16 protein-coding genes are annotated in these 22090 nt (G+C 33.0%); 8 read left to right on the forward strand and 8 right to left on the reverse strand.

What is annotated here, in order from left to right; translation table 11 throughout:
• The first annotated feature begins 29 nt into the window (after positions 1-29).
• Positions 30-3005: a protein translocase subunit SecDF gene (gene secDF / locus EAH81_RS09165; protein WP_140506148.1), complete on the forward strand. Its 2976-nt coding sequence runs from the start codon at positions 30-32 to the stop codon at positions 3003-3005.
• Positions 3006-3104: 99 nt separating this feature from the next.
• Positions 3105-3452 carry a hypothetical protein gene (locus EAH81_RS09170; protein WP_140506150.1) on the forward strand — a complete coding sequence of 116 codons (348 nt, stop codon included), beginning with the start codon at positions 3105-3107 and terminating at the stop codon, positions 3450-3452.
• 288 nt (positions 3453-3740) lie between these two features.
• On the opposite strand, the gene lgt is transcribed toward EAH81_RS09170, so the two are convergent.
• The 6 genes from lgt to EAH81_RS09200 all read right to left on the reverse strand — a co-directional run bounded on the left by lgt (position 3741) and on the right by EAH81_RS09200 (position 9077).
• Entirely contained in the window at positions 3741-4673 is a 933-nt protein-coding gene (gene lgt, locus EAH81_RS09175) for a prolipoprotein diacylglyceryl transferase (protein WP_140506153.1), read from the reverse strand.
• 67 nt (positions 4674-4740) lie between these two features.
• Positions 4741-4980 carry a membrane protein insertion efficiency factor YidD gene (yidD, locus tag EAH81_RS09180; RefSeq protein WP_140506156.1) on the reverse strand — a complete coding sequence of 80 codons (240 nt, stop codon included), beginning with the start codon at positions 4978-4980 and terminating at the stop codon, positions 4741-4743.
• Positions 4981-5002: 22 nt separating this feature from the next.
• Positions 5003-6481 carry a cysteine--tRNA ligase gene (gene cysS / locus EAH81_RS09185; RefSeq protein WP_140506159.1) on the reverse strand — a complete coding sequence of 493 codons (1479 nt, stop codon included), beginning with the start codon at positions 6479-6481 and terminating at the stop codon, positions 5003-5005.
• Positions 6482-6559: 78 nt separating this feature from the next.
• The gene (locus EAH81_RS09190) at positions 6560-6925 is read right to left on the reverse strand and encodes a four helix bundle protein (protein WP_140506161.1); all 366 of its coding nucleotides are present in this window, start codon (positions 6923-6925) and stop codon (positions 6560-6562) included.
• Positions 6926-7006: 81 nt separating this feature from the next.
• Positions 7007-7678, reverse strand: coding sequence for a GTP cyclohydrolase I FolE (gene folE, locus EAH81_RS09195; RefSeq protein WP_140506163.1), 672 nt, complete (start codon positions 7676-7678; stop codon positions 7007-7009).
• 202 nt (positions 7679-7880) lie between these two features.
• Complete coding sequence (locus tag EAH81_RS09200) at positions 7881-9077, reverse strand: pyridoxal phosphate-dependent aminotransferase (protein ID WP_140506166.1); 1197 nt, start codon at positions 9075-9077, stop codon at positions 7881-7883.
• Positions 9078-9199: 122 nt separating this feature from the next.
• On the opposite strand from EAH81_RS09200, the gene EAH81_RS09205 reads away from it, so the two are divergent.
• From EAH81_RS09205 to EAH81_RS09225, 5 genes are all read left to right on the forward strand, one after another.
• Positions 9200-10525, forward strand: coding sequence for a PDZ domain-containing protein (locus EAH81_RS09205; protein ID WP_140506168.1), 1326 nt, complete (start codon positions 9200-9202; stop codon positions 10523-10525).
• A 160-nt stretch (positions 10526-10685) separates the two neighbouring features.
• Entirely contained in the window at positions 10686-13310 is a 2625-nt protein-coding gene (locus EAH81_RS09210; protein ID WP_140506170.1) for a gliding motility-associated C-terminal domain-containing protein, read from the forward strand.
• A 32-nt stretch (positions 13311-13342) separates the two neighbouring features.
• Positions 13343-14278, forward strand: a complete 936-nt coding sequence (locus tag EAH81_RS09215; protein ID WP_140506172.1) for a type IX secretion system membrane protein PorP/SprF — start codon at positions 13343-13345, stop codon at positions 14276-14278.
• A 10-nt stretch (positions 14279-14288) separates the two neighbouring features.
• A complete protein-coding gene (locus tag EAH81_RS09220; protein WP_140506174.1) occupies positions 14289-16388 on the forward strand; it encodes an OmpA family protein in 2100 nt (699 codons plus the stop codon).
• 116 nt (positions 16389-16504) lie between these two features.
• Positions 16505-16981 (forward strand): hypothetical protein, encoded by a 477-nt coding sequence (locus EAH81_RS09225; protein WP_140506176.1) that lies wholly within the window; start codon positions 16505-16507, stop codon positions 16979-16981.
• A gap of 320 nt (positions 16982-17301) precedes the next feature.
• On the opposite strand, the gene EAH81_RS09230 is transcribed toward EAH81_RS09225, so the two are convergent.
• Positions 17302-17682 (reverse strand): DUF1573 domain-containing protein, encoded by a 381-nt coding sequence (locus EAH81_RS09230; RefSeq protein ID WP_140506178.1) that lies wholly within the window; start codon positions 17680-17682, stop codon positions 17302-17304.
• Positions 17683-17966: 284 nt separating this feature from the next.
• Here EAH81_RS09230 and EAH81_RS09235 point away from each other — a divergent pair, with 284 nt between their 5' ends.
• Positions 17967-20603, forward strand: coding sequence for a valine--tRNA ligase (locus tag EAH81_RS09235; protein ID WP_140506180.1), 2637 nt, complete (start codon positions 17967-17969; stop codon positions 20601-20603).
• Between the two features lie 152 nt (positions 20604-20755).
• Here EAH81_RS09235 and EAH81_RS09240 read toward each other — a convergent pair whose 3' ends face one another.
• Positions 20756-22072 carry an APC family permease gene (locus EAH81_RS09240; RefSeq protein WP_140506182.1) on the reverse strand — a complete coding sequence of 439 codons (1317 nt, stop codon included), beginning with the start codon at positions 22070-22072 and terminating at the stop codon, positions 20756-20758.
• Positions 22073-22090 lie beyond the last annotated feature (18 nt).

Below are 22090 nucleotides of genomic sequence, written 5' to 3' on the forward strand. Positions count from 1 at the left end.
CAATAAAACATAATTAATTTTTAGTAATAATGCAGAATAAAGGACTTATTAAATTTTTCGCAATTCTATTTGCATTGGTAAGTATTTACCAACTTTCGTTCACTTTTGTGGCAAACAATGTCAAAAGTGAGGCTAAAGCTTTTGCAGGAGACAATCCTGATAAAGAGCTAAAATATTTAGATTCTATTGGTAAAGTAAAAGTTTACAATCTTGGTTTTACGGATTTTACTTATAATGAAGTAAAAAACAAACAACTAAACAAAGGTCTTGACTTAGAAGGAGGAATCAACGTGATTCTTCAAATTTCTATTAAAGACGTTTTAAAAGGATTAGCAAACAATTCTAAAAATCCGGTATTTAATAAATCATTAGCTGATGCAAGTGCAGATTTAGAAGGAAACAAAACCTACTTAAATAAGTTTTTTGATGCTTTTGATGCTAACTCAAAAGGAGCTACAAAATTAGCTTCACCTGATATTTTTGCAAACAGAGGTTTGCAGGGAGAAGGTGGTGTTGATAACAAAATGAGCGATTCTGAGGTTAAAAAAGTAATCAAAAGAAAAGTTGACGAGTCTGTTGAAAGTGCTTATAAAGTATTAAGAGAGCGTATCGACAAATTCGGTGTTACACAACCAAACATCCAAAAATTAGGAGAAACAGGAAGAATCTTAGTAGAGCTTCCAGGTGCTAAGGATGTTGATAGAATTAAAAAATTATTAGGTGGAAAAGCTCAATTAGAGTTTTGGGAAACTTATAAAATTGAAGAAGTTGGAAACTTTTTAGTTGCTGCTAACGAAGCGCTTAAAAAGACTGAAATCAAAAAAACAGAAACTAAAACTGTTGCTAAAGATTCATTGAATGCTTTATTGACTGACAGTTCTAAAGACTCATTAGCTTCTAAAAAAGGAAACAATCCATTATTTGACAAAATGATTGGTCAAGGTGGTGGTCCTGTTTTAGGTTACTTTGCTCCAAAAGATACTGCCATTATCAATGGATACTTAAAAAGACAAGATATTAGAATCTTATTGGCTGCTGACCAACACAATGCAAAATTTGTTTGGAGTAAACCAACTACTATTAAAGATGCTAAACAAAAAGATATTGAAGCTGTAGAATTATATGCTTTAAAAGGAAACAGAGATAATACTCCTGCTATGGCTGGTGGTGTTGTAACGGATGCAAAAGATACTTTTGACCAATTAGGAAAACCAGCTGTTTCTATGCAAATGAACAGCCAGGGTGCTAAAATCTGGGAAGAATTAACAGGAAGAGCTTTTTCTCAAAAAAGTTATATTGCTATTGTTCTTGATAACGTAGTTTACTCTGCTCCTGGAGTTACTAGCGGACCAATTGCTGGAGGAAGATCTGAGATTACAGGTTCTTTTGATGTTGCTGAAACGAAAGATTTAGCTAATATTTTGAATGCAGGTAAATTACCGGCTTCTGCAGATATTCTTCAATCAACAGTTGTAGGACCATCTTTAGGTCAGGCTGCAATTGATGCAGGAACAATCTCATCTGTATTAGGATTTTTATTAGTTTGTTTATGGATGGTATTCTATTATGGTAAAGCGGGTTGGTATGCTAACCTTGCATTATTATTAAACTTACTTTTCTTGTTCGGAATTATGGCAAGTTTTGGTTTTGTGTTGACATTGCCGGGTATTGCAGGTATCGTATTAACATTAGGTACGGCAGTAGATGCGAACATTATTATATTTGAAAGAGCAAAAGAAGAATTGCGTGAAGGTAAATCTTTATCTGAAGCTGTTGCTGCATCTTACGGATGGCACGGAGCAATGCGTTCTATTATTGATGCAAACGTTACGCACGTTTTAACTGGAGCTATCTTGTTTATTTTTGGAACAGGACCAATTAAAGGTTTTGCTTTAACATTACTTATTGGTATCGTAACTTCATTGTTTACATCAATCTTTATTGCCAGAATTTTTATCGATAGAAATATCGCTGGAAAAGGAGATTTAACTTTCTCTACAAACATTACTAAAAACTGGTTTACTAATTTCCACTTTGACTTTATTAAAATCAAAAAATTCACTTATATCTTCTCTTCTATTGTAGTTGTAGTAAGTTTAATTTCTATCTTCTTCGTTAACGGATTAGATGAAGGTGTTGATTTTGTTGGAGGAAGAACATTCCAGGTTAAATTTGAAAAACCAATCGATGCTACTGTAGTATCAGATGAATTATCTGCTGCTTTTGGAACTCCGGTTGAAGCTAAAATTTTAGGTGATGATGATCAATTGAAAATCACAACTAAATATAAAATTAAAGAAGACGGTGTAGCTGTTGATGAAGAAGTGAACAAAAAATTATATGATGCATTGGCGAAATATTTCCCTAATGTTACTTATGAGAAATTCACTAATACATTTGATGGTAAAACAGTTGGAGTTTTACAATCTTCTAAAGTTGGAGCTTCTATCTCTGAGGATATTAAAACTAACTCATACTGGGCAGTTCTTGGTGCGATGGCAGTTATTTTCTTATACTTAATGATCTCTTTCCGTAAATGGCAATATTCATTAGGTGCGATTGCAGCTGTTGCGCATGACGTTATCTTTGTATTAGGAATCTACTCTTTATGTTATAAATTCATGCCTTTCCATATGGAAATGGATCAGCACTTTATCGCTGCGATTCTTACCGTAATTGGTTACTCTATGAATGATACCGTAATTGTATTTGATAGAATTAGAGAGTTCATTATCGGAAACCGTAAAGGTACTTTTGAAGATATTGTAAATGCTTCTATTAATACTACATTATCAAGAACGTTGAATACGTCATTAATGATGATCATTGTATTGTTAACGATGTTTATCTTTGGTGGAGAATCAATCAGAGGATTCATCTTCGCGATGTTAATTGGTATCGTTGTAGGAACTTATTCTTCATTATTTATCGCAACGCCAGTATTGGTTGACACGATTTCTAAAGATGATAAACATATAATCGAAGACAAGCATAATAAAGCATAATTATTTGCTTAAACTATATTAAAAAGATCCAACGAAAGTTGGATCTTTTTTTTGGACATTATTTTTATATCTTTAAATAGCTCTTAACGAATGCAGTCTATGGATACAGTAAAGAATAACAAAGGGAAAATTATAATTTTAATTTTTATAGGTTTAGTACTGATTGGTAAGCATTTTACAGATCAAATTGGAGAAAAAAACTTGCAGGATATATTTAGGTCAGAGTATAAAGGACTTGTTTTAAAGAAGTTTAGAAGGAGAGGGAATATAATATTGTGTAAGAATTTGGTAACTAATAAATCAACAGAAATTTATGCTACGAGAATATTAAATAAAAACTCAAGTATTGGAGATACGATTATCAAAATTGCTAATAGTAATCTATGTATCATTAAAAATAAAAGAAAGAATATTAAAATGAAATGTTATGAGTTAGATTTTAAATAGTTACTCTAATATTTAGGTCTTTTGAAAAATAGATTTCTAATTTAGCCCCGATGGAAGCGATATCCTTTTTTCTGCTTCTTTAGCAGGAAAAAGATATAGCGTACAGCGGGACTGAAGTTTTTATGAAATGATTAAGTTTTTGCTACTAAAAATAAAGATGTGAAATAAAGGCTCTTTTTTAAGAACAAGAAGTACTGATTTAATACGTTTGTCTATTAACTTTATAAAAAAAAAACGCCCAATACAACGAAGTATTGGGCGCTTTTTATATATGTTGGAAAAGATATATTAAGATGCTGCTAAGGGATTTCTTTGTGCTCTAATGATAAAGAAAAGACCGATAATAATAAACGGAATACTTAACCATTGTCCTGTTGAGAAAATCCCTAATTCTTCTTCGATTCCATGTTGGCTTTCTTTTACAAATTCTACGATAAAACGTGCTACAAACAAAAGAACCAAGAACGAGCCAAATAATAATCCTGTTTTAAGTCTTGCATTTGTTTTCCAGTATAAGAAATACAAAATGGCAAAAACAAAGACATAGCAAATACCTTCGTACAATTGTGTTGGATGTTTTGCCGGAACCTCTGCTAATAAATTAGCAAATTTAGGATCTGTTGCAATTGCAGTATAAGCATCTTTAGGATTTGCGATTCCGGTTTTTTCTACTGCATCAGCTTTACTGAATTGATCGTGTAAAAAACGAATTCCGAATGCAGAGGTAGTTTCGTGTCCGATGATTTCAGAATTGAAAAAATTTCCTATACGAACAAAAATTGCACCACTTGCTACTGGAATAACAACACGGTCCAAAATCCATAAAAGTGGACGTTGTAAGATTTTTTTGCTATAGAAATACATTGCAATAATGATTGCAATTGCTGCACCATGGCTTGCTAAACCCTGAAAGCCTGTAAACTCAAATTTTGGTTCAAACTTAACAGGTAAAAAGATTTCCAGTAAATGATTTCTAAAATATTCCCAATCGTAAAAGAAAACATGTCCTAAACGTGCGCCAATTAAAGTTGCTAAAACGGTCCAGACAAATAATGAATCTAGTTTTTCTATTGACTCGTTTTCGCGTTCGAAGATTTTTTTCATTATGAACCATCCTAAACCAAAAGCGATTACGAACATTAAGCTGTAATAACGAATCATAAAAAATCCTAAATCGATTCCTTCTGAAGGGTTCCAAATGATGTTTAAGGCGTGTGTCATGTAGTATTGTTTTTTTTTATTGGTTGTAAAAATAAATGTTTAAAACGGAGATCTGCTTTATAAAAAGTTAATGTTTATGTGAACATTTCTTTTCAGGAACCGGATCGTAGCCCGTTCTTCCCCAAGGATGGCAACTTAAAATGCGTTTAATTCCTAAGTAACCTCCATAAAATAACCCATGTTTTTGCAACGCTTCAATCATATAGCTCGAGCACGTAGGTTCGAATCTGCAGGATGCCGGTGTAAAAGGCGAAATTGCAGTTTGATAGAAACGAACTAATAAAACAAATGGAGTAATTACTTTCATGATTTATTAGAAAATAGATTGATTATATAGAGAAGCTTGTGCCTTCTTTTCCATCTTTCAACTGAATACCTAAAGTAATCAACTGATCGCGGATTTGGTCAGAAAGTGCAAAGTTTTTGTCGGCTCTGGCCTGATTTCTCATTCCGATAAGCATATTAACAACACCTTCTAATTTATCATTATTGCTATCAGCTGCTTTCTCGTCACTTAAACCTAAAACATCAAAAACAAAACCATTAATTGCTTCCGTAAATGTTTTTAAGTCTTCGGCAGAGATTGTTTCTTTTCCTTCTTTTAATAAATTGATATAACGAACTGCTTCGAATAATTGTGCGATTAAAATTGGAGTATTAAAATCATCATTCATGGCATCATAGCACAATTGTTTCCAAGATGCAATATCTATAGAACTTGTTGGGCTGGTATTGATATTTGGTAAAGCATCAACGGCTTCCATTAATCTTTTATAACCTTTTTCGGCAGCAACAATTGCATCATCAGAAAAATCCAAAATACTTCTGTAATGTGCCTGTAACATAAAAAAACGTGTTACTGACGCAGAAAATGCTTTGCTCAGAATATTGTTATTTCCGCTTAAAATTTCGCCTGGTAAAATATTATTCCCGGTTGATTTCGCCATTTTTTTACCATTTAAGGTAAGCATATTGGCGTGCATCCAATAATTTACCGGAGATTGACCTGTGCAAGCTTCATTTTGCGCGATTTCACATTCGTGATGCGGGAATTTCAAATCCATTCCGCCTCCGTGAATGTCAAAATGATTACCAAGATATTTGGTACTCATAGCTGTACATTCAAGATGCCAACCTGGAAAACCATCACTCCAAGGTGAAGGCCATCTCATGATATGTTCCGGTTCTGCTTTTTTCCAGAGTGCAAAATCCTGCGGATTTCTTTTGTCTGATTGACCATCAAGATCACGGGTATTGGCTAACATATCTTCGATATTTCGGCCGCTTAAAACTCCGTAATTGTTGGTTTCGTTATATTTTACAACATCAAAATAGACAGATCCATTGGCTACATAGCCAATTCCGGTATCGATAATTTTTTTGATGATTTCGATTTGCTCAATAATATGTCCCGTAGCAGTTGGTTCAATACTTGGAGGTAAAAAGTTAAATGACTTCAAAATGTCATGAAAATCTACCGTATAGCGTTGCACAACCTCCATAGGTTCCAATTGCTCCAAACGTGCTTTTTTGGCAATTTTATCTTCACCTTCATCCACATCATCTACAATATGACCAACATCAGTAATATTGCGTACATAACGAACTTTATAATCAAGATGTAAAAAATACCTGAATATCACATCAAAGGACATAAATGTTCTCACATTTCCCAAGTGTACATTACTATAAACTGTAGGACCGCAAACATACATTCCAACATTTCCTTCATGGATTGGTTTGAAATTTTCTTTTTCACCCGAAAGTGAATTGTATATTTTTAGCGGCTGCGTTGTGTATAATGGCATATTTTCTTTTACTGTTTAATCGTTTTGTTGTTGATTTGTTTAATCGTGCAAACGTTTAATGGTGTTTTATCAGCTTTATTATTCTTTAGAAAGATAGTATTTTTTTAAACTATTTATCTGATTGCAAATTTTTTCAATTTTCTCACGGGATTCGATGTATTCATTCTCAGATAGATATTTTAAATCTTTCGAAATAATCAGATGATTTAAAGTTTCCATTGCTGATGAGTAAGATATTGTCAAAAAATGAGCTTTATCTTTATTCGTATTTCTCGAAGTCCCTTCTGCAATGTTTGTAGCAATCGAGGAGGAGCTTCTTTTTATTTGAGAAGTTATTCCGAATATTTCATTTGATGGAAATTTATTAGTTAATTTATAAATATCCAAAATAAACATTCTTGAGTTTTGCCAAACTTCTAACTTTTCAAACGAAAAAATATACATGTTTTTGTTGTTTAATCGTTAAATCGAAAATATAAGATTTGCAATGGAGCGATTAAACAAATTAACGATTCCCCGATTAAACTAAAATTGCGTGTCCAATTTAATGTAATCTAATAATTCTCTTTTTGTTTGAGGATCTTTAAATTTACCACCAAATTCAGATGTTACAGTACTGCTTTCGATATCTTTGATTCCTCTTGAATTTACGCAAAGGTGTTTTGCATCAATAATACAAGCTACATCTTCAGTACCTAAAGCTTTTTGTAATTCCTGTACAATCTGCATCGTTAAGCGCTCTTGAACCTGAGGTCTTTTAGCATAATATTCTACAATTCGGTTCATTTTAGATAAACCAATAACTCTTCCGCTAGAAATATAAGCTACGTGCGCTCTACCAATAATTGGCAGTAAATGGTGTTCGCAGGTAGAATAAACAGTAATGTTTTTCTCTACCAGCATTTCGCCATATTTGTAGTTATTATCAAAAGTTGAAGCTTTTGGCTGTTTTGAAGGGTTTAAACCACCAAAAATTTCCTTTACAAACATTTTTGCTACTCTATTTGGAGTACCTTTTATGCTATCATCCGTCAAATCCATTCCAAGGGTTTGCAGAATGTTTTCAACATCTTTTTTTATTCTTTCTATTTTTTCATCATCACTTAAGTCAAAAGCGTCCGGTCTTACTGGATTTTTTGCGTTGCTGCTAAAATGATTGTCTCCTATTTCGTCTAAAAAATCTTCGTTATTTATCATTAAAAACTACTATTAGTATGGGTATTTCTTTTTAAGGCGGTAAAGATAATTAATAAAAAGCAAACCTTTTCTATCGTTTTTACTATTTAATTACTCCTTTTTGGATATAATTTAAATTAAAACCAAATTGTCATTATTTTAAAATACAAAAGACAATAACATAGCGTGTTATTGTCTTTTGAAGTATTCTTTTTATTATTTATTATTTTTTGTTGTAGACCAAAAGAGCTTCTTTTAAAATGTTTACAGCAGTGACTAAATCTTTCTTATTCAAAACATAAGCAATTCTTACTTGGTTAAGTCCCATTCCCGGAGTTGAGTAAAATCCGGCTGCAGGGGCAACCATTACAGTTTCTCCGTTAAGATCATAACTTTCTAAAAGCCATTGTGCAAAATCTTCTGAATTGTCAATTGGTAATTGAGCAATACAATAAAAAGCACCTTTTGGTTTGGTTACGATTACGCCTTCAATTTTGTTTAATTCGGTAATCAAAGTGTCACGACGTTCTTTGTATTCTGAGATTACTTCGTCAAAATAGCTTTGTGGAGTATCTATTGCAGCTTCACAAGCAATTTGCTCGATTGTTGGCGGGCTCAAACGTGCTTGGGCAAATTTCATTACGGTTGCCAAAACATCTTTGTTTTTTGTTACTAAACAACCAATTCTTGCGCCACACATGCTGTAACGTTTTGAAACAGAGTCGACCATGATTACGTTTTGCTGTACATCTTCGAGATTCATTACAGAATAATGAACGTCATCTCCATCGTACAAAAATTCACGATAAACTTCGTCAGCAATTAAATACAAGTCATGCTTTTTGATTAAGCCTGCGAGTTGTTTAATTTCTGATTCCGAATATAAATATCCTGTTGGATTACCCGGGTTGCAGATTAAAATAGCTTTAGTTTTAGGTGTAATTAGTTTCTCAACAGTTTCAATGCTTGGCAAAGCAAAAGCATTTTCGATAGTCGAAATTACAGGAATTACAGTTGCACTGGTTGAGGATGCAAATGCGTGATAATTGGCATAAAAGGGCTCAGGAATAATAATTTCATCTCCCGGATCTGTAATTGTGGCTAATGCAAATAGCAAGGCTTCAGAACCACCTGTTGTAATAATGATGTCTTCTGAGTTTACATTTACGTTTTGGCGTTGGTAAAATTTTGCTAATTTTTTTCTATAACTTTCATATCCTGCAGACGGGCTGTATTCTATAATAGTTAAATCAATATTTTTTACCGCCTCGATGGCCACTTCGGGTGTCTTGATATCCGGTTGACCAATGTTTAAATGATACACTTTATTTCCTTTTTGTTTTGCAAGATCTGCATAAGGAGCAAGTTTACGTATCGGAGATTCGGGCATGTTTCTGCCTTTGAGTGAAATTGTTGGCATGAGCTTTATTATTGAAGTGCAAATTTGCATTTTTTTTTCGAATTTAACGTAAACATTAAAGAGACTTATAAAAATGTAACAATTATCAATATATTTACTAATTTTATAATAAAAAATTATCAATGAGAAAATATTTTATGTTATTTTTTGGGCTTTTGGCATCTTTCTTAGCAAATGCTCAAGGAGACTTTTCGATTCAGGGCAAGAGTAAACAAGTTACTATTCCTTTTAAATTGATTAATAATCTCATTTTTATTCCGATAAAAGTAAATGGTGTTGAACTGAATTTCTTGCTGGATTCCGGGGTCGAAGAAACCATCTTGTTTAGTATGGAAGAAAAACAAGAAGTAAGTTTTAATAATGTCGAAAAAATAAAACTGAGAGGATTAGGAAGTGAACAAGAAATTGAAGGGTTAAAATCAACAAATAATACTTTTGAAACACATGGATTAAGATCTAATAATCATATGGTATTTATTATTCTGGATCAGAGTTTTAATTTATCATCACATATTGGAATTCCGGTAAATGGAATTATCGGCTATAAATTTTTTAAAAATAATCTGATTGAAATTAATTATCAAAAAAAGAAAATTATAGTTCATTTGAATAGTGAAGAGGTGAAGAAAAAGTTTGAGAAAAAATTTAAAGTAATTCCAATAACCATTGAGAAATCCAAGCCTTATATTTATACAAAAGCTACTGTTAATAATGTCGAAATTCCTGCAAAGCTTCTGATTGATATTGGGAATAGTGATGCTTTTTGGATTTTTGAAAACGACAAAATTAAATTGCCTAAAAAGAATTTTCCTGACTTCTTAGGAAAAGGTTTTAGTGGTGATATCGAAGGACATAGGGCTAAAATTGATGAATTTTCTATTGATGAATTTAAATTCGAAAAACCAATTGTTTCCTTTCCTGATTCGGCATCTATTCGGAATGTTAAAATGGTGCCGGACCGTATTGGTTCAGTGGGTGGTGAAGTCTTAAAGCGTTTTAGAATTGTTTTAGACTATGCAGATAAAAAAATGTATCTTAAGAAAAACGGTAAGTTTTCAGAACCTTTTACTTATAATAAAAGCGGTATTGTATTGCAGCATAACGGTTTACAGTGGGTCCAGGAGACGGTTCATATGGAAACCATACAAGTGGTCACTTCAACGCGTGAGATGGATGCAAATGAAAAGAAAAATGGAGATTTTATATATAAATTTTTATTAAAGCCTGTTTACGAAATCGTAAATATTCGTAAAGAATCTCCCGCCGAAAGATGCGGATTACAAAAAGGAGATATAGTGGTTAGTATTAATGGTGTTAAACCTTATAAATTCACTTTGCAGCAGATAAATAATCTGTTAAAATCAGAAGATGATATTTGGATCAATTTAGAGATTGAAAGGAATAGTTTATTGCTAAAATTCAGATTCAGATTGGAGGATGAGTTGTAGAAAAATCAATTAGAATATATTCATTTTTTTTGATTAAAATGGTGACATTCAGTAGTATTTTTGGAATATGTTTGAGTTTAGTGAAAAATCAACTGTTAAAATATTTTTTTTGAGTAACGAGCGTTAATATTTTATTAAGTTTATGCAAAAATAACAATTTATGACCAAAAAATACGATAATTTCTTACAAATATTTTTGTTATTATTTTTTTTATCAATATTCTCTTCAACAATTCAGGCACAATGTGCAGGTGATGATAATTCATTTTCAGTTTGTGATTTACCAAATAATGCCAATCAGACAATAGATTTATTTACAAAATTAAATGGTACACCAATCGCTGGCGGAGTCTGGGCAGATGATGATGATTCTCGAGGTTTAGATATAACGACCGGGATTTTAAATGCGCAAATTATTCGTAATAGTGGGGTTTATCATTATACTTACACAGTTACAGGAGTTAGTGGCTGTACAGATACTTCGGCTACACTTGAAGTTGTTATTGGAGGATATTCCGGTGTTAGTTCTAATTTAATTGTCTGTAGTGATGTAAAAACATATAATCTTTTTCAGGCGTTTAATGGTATTTTTTTAGGACCACAATCAAACGGGCAATGGCATGATGATACACAGAATGTAAATGTTGGATCGGTTGTTAATGTGGAGAATTTAGAAGGAGATTTTCCATTTACATATACAATGCCTGCAAGAGGTACTTGTCCTGCAATGTCATCTACATCCATAATTACCGTTAAGAGAGCTCCAAAATCAGGAGTTGCTCGTGATTTACCTTTATGTGCAAGCAATGGATTGACAAGTTATACTAACTATGATTTAGAAAATTTACTTAGCGGACAAGATCCCGGAGGTACCTGGAGTGATCCTAGTAATACGGGAGAACTCTCTTCTTCTGAAGATCATTTTGTTGATGTGCAAAATATATATAACAAATTTGGTGTAGGAGATTATTACTTTACATATAAAGTTCTGTCTAAAAATACTATTTGTGGCAATGCACAATCAAATGTGAGAATTCATCTGGAAAAAACGCTTGATTTTACTGGCGCTGTTGTTCAGGTTAATTCAGATATTTGTGAAACTGAAATTCCTACAGCACAATATTCAGTTACTATTACCAGAGGGAATGCTGTTATTCCGAATGGTATCTATACTGTCGTTTTTAATGTTTCGGGACCAAGGTCAAGGACGGAAACAATTAGAGCAAATTTTACAAATGGAGTTCTTATATTTCCACTTGATTCAAGTTATTTTCAACAAGTAGGTCGTTTTAACGTAACTATTTTAGATATACTTTCAGTAAATAGTTTAGGATTATGTCATAACATTATAAATAATCTGTCAGATGAATTGGTTATTTATGCAATTCCGGATTTAGAAGGAGCAAGTATAACTCCCGCAACTGTTTGTCAAAATGACGATGCCACCATTCAAATCACTGATGCGGTAAAACTTGCAGATGGCGAATATGATGTTGTTTATAATATTTCAGGAGCCAATACTGGTGCCTCACAAATAGCAAGGTTAACCTTTGTAGGAGGTGTTTCAAATGATTTTATTGTTCCTGGGTTTTTCAATCAAAAAACCGGAACTTCTGTTGTTACCATAACAGCAATTACGCACGTAATTTCGCAATGTGTTAATGGTGCAAATTTAAAAGGAGATATCTTAATAAATCCATTGCCAAATGCTTCAACATTGAGATTACAAGTACAAGATGTTTGTTTTGGATCTGACGTTTCAGCTTCAGTTTCCGGATTGGGAACTCTTACAAATGTTACATTATCATATGTACTCTCAGGAAGCAATACCGCTACGACACAAACAGTTGCATTGACGAGTTCAGATGGGAACGCTAGTTTTGTAATTCCTGCCAATTTGCTTATTAATGCGGGTGCGACAACAATTTCTATAACAAAACTAACCAATAATATAACAACTTGTAGTGCTGATGTAAGTGGTGCGGCAGATACGTTTTCTCTAAAATCTATTCCTGTGGCGCCTGCCGCAGGTAATCAGGAATTTTGTAAAGTTGATAAAGCTACAATTGCAAACTTAGATCCAAAAGGAGTACAATATTCCTGGTATGATTCTGCAACGGCAACAACTCCTCTTCCAAATACTTATGCATTAAAAGCAGAAAACTATTATTTAAGACAAACTACATTAAGTTGTATTTCTGAACCTACAATGATTGCTGTCACAATAAATGATACTCCGGCACCAATATTAATTGGTACGCCTGAATTCTGCGGATTGGACAATCCTACAATTGCAGATTTATCTACTAAAACAGATTCACCTTCAACAGTGGTTTGGTACGATGCGCCAAATAATGGAAATTTATTACCGTCTTCGACACTTTTGGCTGATAAAAAAACATATTACGGGTTCGATTTTTCGACAACAACAAACTGTTATTCTGAGCAAAGTACTCCGGCAACGGTTTCGCTGAAAGAATGTGATTCTCCTCAATATCCATTCTTTATCCCTGATGGATTTTCTCCAAATGGAGATGGCGTAAACGATGTGTTTGAAATTACGAATATTGGATTTTTATATCCAAATTATACCATCGAGATTTTTAACAGATACGGAAACGGAATGTATAAAGGTGGAAAAGACAAACCAGGTTGGGACGGGATAAACTATGAGAACAAAGGACTTAATGGTGGAGTGGCTCCAAATGGAGTTTATTTTTATGTTATCAATTTTAATAAGGACAATAAACCTCCTCAGCAAGGACGACTTTATTTAAATCGATAATTCTTTTTTACATTATTTAATATAATTTTCAAATGAAAAAAATAATACTTTATATAACATTCCTCCTCTATATAATACCCGCTTTAGCACAGCAGGATCCTGAATATACCCATTATATGTATAATATGAGTGTAGTCAATCCCGCATATGCAACAGGAACACCTCTAATGATGAATTTTGGAGGTCTGTACAGAACGCAATGGGTTGGAGCATATGGAGCACCAAAAACATTTACCTTTTTTGGACATACCGCTTTATCTGAAAAGATTGAAGTGGGATTGTCATTAGTATCAGATGATATTGGCGATGGTGCTAAAAAAGAAAATAACGTTTACGCAGATTTTGCCTATGTTTTAAATTTAGGAGGCAAAAACAGATTGTCATTAGGATTAAAAGCAGGATTTTCATCCATGCAAAGCAATTTTAACGGATTCCAACTACAATCCGGAAATGCCGCCACAGATGCCGCTTTTGCTCAGGATATTAATGCGACAAAACCCAATATTGGAGTTGGAGCCTATTATTTTAGAGATAATTTTTATGCAGGAATATCAGCACCAAATTTATTGAAATCAAAAAATATCGAAGAAAAATCAGGTATTAATGCTTTTGGAGAAGATGCCATTCATACTTTTTTGACTGCTGGATATGTTTTTCAGGTTGATGATATGTGGAAGGTAAAACCTGCTTTCATGGCAAAGTTTGTAAAAGGAGCGCCAGTTTCTGTAGATTTAACGGCAAATGTTCTATACAATAATAAGTTTGAATTAGGTGTTGCATACAGGATAAATGATGCAGTGAGCGCCTTAGTAAATATCAATGTTACACCAACTTTGAGAGTTGGTTATGCCTATGATTACACCCTTTCAAATTTAGGACAGTTTAATTCCGGAACACATGAAATTATGTTGCTTTTCGATTTAGATTTATTAGGAAAAGGATATGATAAATCGCCAAGATTCTTTTAAAATGAAAAATATGAAAAAACTACTAGTTATTATATTCGTATTTTCAATACAGTTTATAAATGCCCAGGATCAGGATTTGGCCCGGGCCAAAAGATTTTTTGATAAGACATATTATGCAGAAGCCATTATATTATATGAAAAACTAGCCGAGGAAAAACCTTCGCAAGAAGTAATTAAAAATCTGGCAGACTCTTATTATTATACCAATGATCTTATAAAAGCACAACGTTATTACAGACTTTTAGTCACAAATTATAACAACGATTTAAACAGAGATTATTATTACAGATATGCACAAGCACTAAAAGCGACAAATAGTTATGATGATGCAAATGCTGTATTAAGAGAATATTATACTAAATCCGGGAATGCTCAAGACATTGCTAATTTTGAAAATGAAATTAAAATTCTGGAAAATGTATCTGCAATCGGAAAAAGATTTGAGATTAAAAATTTAGCAATAAACACACCAAATTCGGAGTTTGGGGCAGTAAAATACAAAGACAATCTGGTTTTTGCAGGAGTAAAACTAAAACCGGGATTGTTTGACAAAAAATACAAATGGGATAATGAAACCTATTTGAATATTGTAAAAGTTCCAATTCAGAGTATTAATTCCAACGATGCAACTATTACTTATTTTGCCGACGAATTAAAAACCGGAATGCACGAATCGAATGCCATTTTCACAAAAGATGGAAAAACAATTTATTTTACGCGTAATAATTCTAAAAACGGAAAAAAGAAAAAGAACGATCAGAAAATCTCTAATCTTCAAATTTTCAAAGCCGAATTAGTAGAAGGAAAATGGACAAATATAATTTCATTACCCTTTAATAGTCCAAATTATTCTGTAGAACATCCAGCTTTAAGTGTTGATGAAAAAGTGTTGTACTTTGCTTCTGATATGCCGGGAAGTTTAGGCTCATTTGATATTTATTCGGTAAACGTGAATAAAGGAGCATTTGATACGCCAAAAAACTTAGGTCCAAATGTAAATACAGATAAAAGAGAGCAATTTCCTTTTGTTTCTGCAGACAATAAGCTTTATTTTTCTTCAGATGGACATTTGGGATACGGATCTCTTGACGTTTTTGTTTCCGAAATTAAAGGAAATGAACTTACAAGAGCTATAAATATTGGTTTGCCGCTGAATTCTAATTTAGACGATTTTGCCTTTAATATTGATTCAAATACCAAAGAAGGATATTTTGCGTCAAATAGAGAAGGAGGAAAAGGAAGTGACGATATTTATACCTTCACAGAAACAAAAGATTTAATTGTAGAAGATTGTAAACAATATATCGCGGGGACAATTACAGATATTACCACCAATTTAGTTTTGGAGAATGCGACTGTAATATTGCAGGATTCAGATAAAAAGGCAATAGAGACAATTACGACTCCGGCAGATGGAAAATTCAGTTTTACAGTTGCCTGCGAAAGCACTTATACGATTGTTGCTTTTAAAGAAAAATATACCAACGAATCGAAATCTCTCGTAATAGGAAATGTCAGATATGTCAGTAATGATGGTTCATTGGCACTAAAATCATTAGATGCAATTAAATTGGAAGAAAAGCAAAATGCAGAAAATAAACGAAAACAAGAGATTCTTATAGAAGAAGAAAATAAGAAAAAAGAGGCGTTGGCTGCTATAGCTTTGGTGCAAGCAACAGAAACTAAGAAAAAAGAAAAAGTTGCAGAGATCTTAAAACAAGAAAAAGATGTTATAAAAGACAATAAAGACCGATTAATTATAAAAACAGATCCTATTTATTTTGATTTCAATATGTGGTATATCCGTAAAGAATCTAAATTCGTTTTAGGAAGAGTTGTAGCCTTGATGAATAAATATCCTGGAATGGTGATCGAGATTGGTTCGCATACAGATTCACGCGGAAATGCTAAGTTTAATGAAGAATTATCTCAAAAAAGAGCAAATTCAACCAGAGATTTTATCATTCAGTCCGGTATAAATGCAAGCAGAGTTACTGCTAAAGGTTATGGAGAATCTGTGCCAATTGTAAAATGTAAAACAGATGATGCCTGTTCAGAAGAAGAGCATGAGTTGAACAGAAGAAGTGAATTTGTAATTAATAAGTTATAGATGCCGATTTAAACCTATTAGATTAAATAAAAATAATAATTTTAAAAAGAAGCCTTTTTTTTGGCTTCTTTTTTATTTAATTTTAGAGAATAAGAATGAACTTAAAATAGCTAATTATGAAAAAACCAGTTGTATTTTGCTTGCTTATGGCTTGCATTGGATTCCAAAGTTGTAAAAATGATGAAAAACAAAAAGAACTTGAAGCTGCAAAAGCCGAAGGTGAAAAGATTGTAAAAACTGAGTGTTATAAAGCGATATATGAAAAAGATACAATCACTTTAGATTTGTATACGTTAAAAAATGGAAAAATATCCGGAGATATGGTAATGAAAGTTGCTAATGCTGCCGAAAGAACTGGAGAAGTTGCAGGAGAATTTCATGGAGACACCCTATTTGTAGACTATACATTTGTAGATACCGCAAATAAAAACACAAAATTCAAAAATCCGATGGCACTTTTAAAACGTGACAATCAACTTATTTTAGGAAACGGAAAAATGCAAACTACAATGGGAGTAACTTATTTGGTAAAAGATAAACCTATTGATTTTGAAAATGTAAAATATAAATTTAATAGTATTCATTGCGAATAAAGAAAATTTAGAAACTCATAATTAGCTTTGTCAAAGTTTTAAGACAAGCGTGTAAGGAACTTTTGTCAAAAGCTTAATTTCAAAGTTGGTCTACGCATTTTTTGTCATCCGGAGGAACGAGGGATCTCCGCAAGTAGCTCGACAATCTAGGTGAAATTCTGTGTGTTAGTTTCTTGCGGAGATCCCTCGTTCCTCGGGATGACAATGATTGTGGTTATTGTACGTGAAAATATTTTTTAAACTTTGACAAAGATTTGACAATAAAAAAAGCCGTTTCTAATTAAAGAAACGGCTTTTACTATTTTTAGATTTTTGTTTTTTTATAAAACTTCACCTTTAATCTTTAAGGCGACTCTACCATCGGGATAATTAACGGCATTGGTCTCAACGGTAATTGTTTTACGAATAGGACCGGAAACCATATTGTATTTTACATCAATTTTCCCTTTTTTACCAGGCAAAATGGCTGCTGCTGGTTTTGTAACAACAATTGAGCTTACAGTAGATTCTGCGCCGGTAATCAATAGAGGTGCATCTCCTGTGTTTGTAAATTCAAAAGAGCGAACTCCATTGTCACCCTTAGAAATTTTTCCATAATCAATTGTGTTGTCTGGGGCTGCAAATTCAATTTTTGGGCCGTTTTGTGCGTAACCAATTGTACAAAACAATGCGATTACAATAAAAGTGGCAACATTTTTCATTTGAAATTATTTTAAGTTGTAAGTAAATATACTTTGTTTTAATTAATACACAAATTTTTATTTCTCTTTTTATAGTGTCTTTAATTATTTACTTTTGCTGTCAGTTATAATTACAAAAATTAAACCAAAGTTTAAAAAGTTTAATTGTTTAACTCTTTAGTTGTTTAATTGATTAATGATTGTGGTTTAAAAAAGATCCATAAAAATAAATTAACGGTTAAATAAATAACGATTAGAACGATAAGCAAATAAACGAATTAACGATTAAACATATCCACGATAAAATGACAATTCCAGCACAATTTGACGCTAAAACGATCGAGAATAAATGGTATGATTACTGGATGAAAAATAATTATTTTCATTCGGAGCCAGATCATAGAACACCTTATACAATTGTAATCCCGCCACCAAACGTCACAGGAGTTTTGCACATGGGGCATATGTTGAACAATACAATTCAGGATGTTTTGATTCGTAGAGCGCGTCTTAAAGGTTTCAATGCCTGTTGGGTTCCGGGAACGGATCACGCATCTATTGCAACGGAAGCAAAAGTTGTAGCAAAATTAAAAGCAGAAGGAATCAATAAAAATGATTTGACCCGCGAAGAATTTTTGGCGCACGCCTGGGAATGGACAGATAAATATGGTGGAGTAATTCTTGATCAGCTTAAAAAATTAGGTGCTTCCTGCGATTGGGAAAGAACTAAATTTACGATGGATCCTGATATGTCAGCTTCTGTAATTAAATCATTTGTTGACTTGTATAACAAAGGATTAATCTATAGAGGATACCGAATGGTAAACTGGGATCCTGAAGCAAAAACAACGCTTTCTGACGAAGAAGTTATTTATGAAGAACAACAAGGAAAATTATTTTTCCTAAACTATAAAATTGAGGGAACTGAGGAATTTTTGACCATTGCCACAACTCGTCCCGAAACTATTTTTGGAGATACCGCAATTTGTATCAATCCAAATGATGAACGTTTTGCACATTTAAAAGGAAAAAAAGCAATTGTTCCTATTTGTGGTCGTGTAATTCCAATTATCGAAGATGAATATGTAGATGTAGAATTCGGAACAGGATGTTTGAAAGTAACTCCGGCGCACGATATGAACGATAAAACGCTTGGAGAGAAACACAATCTTGAAATCGTTGATATCTTTAATGAAGATGCTACGCTAAATAGTTTCGGGTTGCATTATCAGGGGAAAGATCGTTTTGTGGTTCGTACCGAGATTGCAAAAGAATTAGAAGAAATTGGAGCTTTGGCAAAAACCGAAATCCATTTGAATAAAGTAGGAACATCTGAAAGAACCAAAGCGGTAATCGAACCAAGATTATCAGATCAATGGTTTTTGAAAATGGAAGATTTAGTAAAACCGGCAATCAAATCTGTTTTGGTTGATGGAGATATTAAATTGCATCCAAAACGTTTTGAAAATACATATGCACACTGGTTAAACAATATTCGTGATTGGAATATTTCTCGTCAATTATGGTGGGGACAACAAATTCCGGCTTATTATTACGGAGACGGAAAAGAAGATTTCGTAGTTGCAGAATCTATAGAAGACGCTTTAGCTTTAGCGAAAGAAAAAACGAACAATCAACAATTAACAATCAACAATTTAAGGCAAGATGTTGATGCATTAGATACATGGTTCTCATCTTGGCTTTGGCCAATGTCAGTTTTTGGTGGAATCATGGATCCTGAAAGTGAAGATTTCAAGTATTATTATCCAACAAATGACTTGGTTACAGGTCCGGATATTTTGTTTTTCTGGGTTGCGAGAATGATTATTGCAGGTTACGAATATGCGGGCGAAAAACCCTTTACAAATGTATATCTAACAGGTTTGGTACGCGATAAACAACGTCGTAAAATGTCTAAATCATTAGGGAATTCTCCTGATCCTTTGGATTTGATTGAGAAATTTGGTGCAGATGGTGTTCGTGTAGGATTGCTTTTGAGTGCTTCTGCAGGAAATGACATTATGTTTGATGAAGAATTATGTAATCAGGGAAAAGCGTTTACAAACAAAATCTGGAATGCCTTTAAATTGATTAAAGGTTGGGAAGTTTCAGAAACTATTCCACAACCGGAATCATCAAAAGTAGCCATTGAATGGTTTGAAGCTAAATTGCAGCAAACATTGGTTGACATTGAAGATAATTTTGAGAAATACAGAATTTCAGATTCATTAATGGCAATCTATAAATTGGTTTGGGATGATTTCTGTGCATTGTTTTTAGAGATGATCAAACCGGCGTATCAACAACCAATTGATCAAACGACGTTTGATAAAGCAATCGAGATGTTAGAAAATAACTTGAAATTGTTGCATCCTTTCATGCCTTTCTTAACCGAAGAAATCTGGCATTTAATTACTGACAGAACTGCTGATGAAGCTTTGATCGTTTCAACATGGCCAGAATTAAAACCATTTAACGCAAGTTTAGTTACTGATTTTGAAAGTACAATTGAAGTAATTTCAGGAATTAGAACGATTCGTAAGGAGAAAAATATTGCATCTAAAGACAGCATAGAATTAAAAGCAATTAATAACGAGAATCTTTCAACTTATTTTGATTCAATCGTAACAAAATTAGGAAATATTTCTACTTTCGAATATGTTTCGGCCAAAGTTGACGGAGCGTTATCTTTCCGTGTAAAATCAAACGAATATTTCATTCCAATTTCAGGAGGAAATATTGATGTTGAAGCTGAAGTTGCAAAGTTAACCGCAGAGTTGGTTTACACACAAGGTTTCTTAAAATCAGTTCAGGCAAAATTGTCTAACGAGAAATTTGTTGCCGGAGCACCTGAAAAGGTTTTAGCAAACGAAAAACAAAAAGAAGCTGATGCATTGGCAAAAATTGCAACAATCGAGCAAAGTATAGCTGGTTTGAAATAAGAATCAGATTTACTTTTAAATATAAAACCCGACAGATTCTGAAAATTTGTCGGGTTTTGCTTTTAAAAAAAAATAGCCACGAATTTACGAATTATTTTCACACATAATGAGTAATAATTCGTGAATTCGTGGCTATAAAACACTTTGCATTATTACTTTTTCTTTCGAGTCAAAACCAAAAACAAAGGATAAGAAATCAGTGTAATAACAACTATAATTCCGAAACTTTTAGGATCACTAAATACAAATCCAATCAAAAGTGAAATTGAAGCTACAATCGCAATAATAGTCGTCCACGGATACCAAAAGGAACGGTAAGGTCTTGGTAAATCCGGTTCTGATTTTCTTAATTTTATAAGAGAACAATATGCCAATCCCCAAACAATAATAGAGGTGAAGGCAGCAAATGAAAACAGAACTTCAAAAGAACCGATACAAATCAAAAACAAACTAAATAGCGATGAAACTAAAAGCGCAACGATTGGAGTTCCGCCTTTGTTTACGGTTGTTCCTTTTTCGGTAAAAAAACCATCGCGGCTTAATCCGTATAAGATTCTTGGCGGAATCATCATAAATGCATTCAGAATACTGATTAACGAGAAAATCGAAATTACAGTAACGATAATTGCTCCGTTTTTTCCGAAAATAATATTAGCAACATCGGCTGCAGCCAGATTTGATTTTGCTACATTTTCAACAGGAAGGATATAGAAAAAAGCAACATTTATTAAAATGTAAATCGCTATAACTAGTAAAACACCACTATATAAGGATTTCGGAATATTCTTTCCCGGATCATCATTTTCTTCGGCAAAAAAGCAAACGCTATTCCAGCCATTATAGGTTCCGATAATAAGTTGAAGCGATTTGAAAAATCCAAATAATAAACCAATTTGGACCACAGTATTATCTTTTGGAATTGGCGCTAATTTCACGCCCGAATACATAAAACAAGCAACAACCAAAGCAAAAAAACAAATCACTTTTAAGAAACTGGTAATTTGCTGAATCGTACTTCCATTTTTTACGCCACTTAAATGTAATAAAACAAAGGCAATTAGTAAAGAAATAGCCATTTCGGTCGAGTAATCCTTAAGATTTGGAAACAAAATAATAATATATTCGCTAATTACAATGCAGTAAAATGCGGGTGGAATCGCATTGGTAATATAATCAAACCAACCCGAAAGAAATCCGGCATAATTGCCAAAAGCCCTTTTGATATAATTGTAAGATCCTCCAGCTTTTGGAAGCATTGTCGCTAATTCGGCATATGAATTTGCACCAATTAAAACAAATAATCCGCCAAAAAGCCAAGAAGCAATAATGAGCCAATAATTGTCTAATAGAGATGCAATTGTACCGGGAGTTCTTAGGATTCCAACTCCAATAGTTCCTCCAATCAAAACGGCGATATTAAAACTTAATCCGAGAGTTTTTTGTAATTGGTTTTTCTTGGAATCTGACATATTTAGAATTTTTATTTT

It is taken from the genome of Flavobacterium pectinovorum (assembly GCF_006438875.1).
GTDB lineage: Bacteria > Bacteroidota > Bacteroidia > Flavobacteriales > Flavobacteriaceae > Flavobacterium > Flavobacterium pectinovorum_A.

Excerpts from the sequence above, each read along its gene's own strand:
- EAH81_RS09220 (WP_140506174.1), top strand. The coding sequence starts at position 14,289 with ATGAAAAAACTACTAGTTATTATATTCGTATTTTCAATACAGTTTATA.
- EAH81_RS09210 (WP_140506170.1), top strand. The coding sequence starts at position 10,686 with ATGACCAAAAAATACGATAATTTCTTACAAATATTTTTGTTATTATTT.
- EAH81_RS09225 (WP_140506176.1), top strand. The coding sequence starts at position 16,505 with ATGAAAAAACCAGTTGTATTTTGCTTGCTTATGGCTTGCATTGGATTC.
- EAH81_RS09190 (WP_140506161.1), bottom strand. The coding sequence starts at position 6,925 with ATGTATATTTTTTCGTTTGAAAAGTTAGAAGTTTGGCAAAACTCAAGA.
- EAH81_RS09215 (WP_140506172.1), top strand. The coding sequence starts at position 13,343 with ATGAAAAAAATAATACTTTATATAACATTCCTCCTCTATATAATACCC.
- EAH81_RS09170 (WP_140506150.1), top strand. The coding sequence starts at position 3,105 with ATGGATACAGTAAAGAATAACAAAGGGAAAATTATAATTTTAATTTTT.
- EAH81_RS09240 (WP_140506182.1), bottom strand. The coding sequence starts at position 22,072 with ATGTCAGATTCCAAGAAAAACCAATTACAAAAAACTCTCGGATTAAGT.
- lgt (WP_140506153.1), bottom strand. The coding sequence starts at position 4,673 with ATGACACACGCCTTAAACATCATTTGGAACCCTTCAGAAGGAATCGAT.
- EAH81_RS09230 (WP_140506178.1), bottom strand. The coding sequence starts at position 17,682 with ATGAAAAATGTTGCCACTTTTATTGTAATCGCATTGTTTTGTACAATT.
- EAH81_RS09205 (WP_140506168.1), top strand. The coding sequence starts at position 9,200 with ATGAGAAAATATTTTATGTTATTTTTTGGGCTTTTGGCATCTTTCTTA.
- EAH81_RS09235 (WP_140506180.1), top strand. The coding sequence starts at position 17,967 with ATGACAATTCCAGCACAATTTGACGCTAAAACGATCGAGAATAAATGG.
- EAH81_RS09200 (WP_140506166.1), bottom strand. The coding sequence starts at position 9,077 with ATGCCAACAATTTCACTCAAAGGCAGAAACATGCCCGAATCTCCGATA.
- secDF (WP_140506148.1), top strand. The coding sequence starts at position 30 with ATGCAGAATAAAGGACTTATTAAATTTTTCGCAATTCTATTTGCATTG.
- folE (WP_140506163.1), bottom strand. The coding sequence starts at position 7,678 with ATGATAAATAACGAAGATTTTTTAGACGAAATAGGAGACAATCATTTT.
- yidD (WP_140506156.1), bottom strand. The coding sequence starts at position 4,980 with ATGAAAGTAATTACTCCATTTGTTTTATTAGTTCGTTTCTATCAAACT.
- cysS (WP_140506159.1), bottom strand. The coding sequence starts at position 6,481 with ATGCCATTATACACAACGCAGCCGCTAAAAATATACAATTCACTTTCG.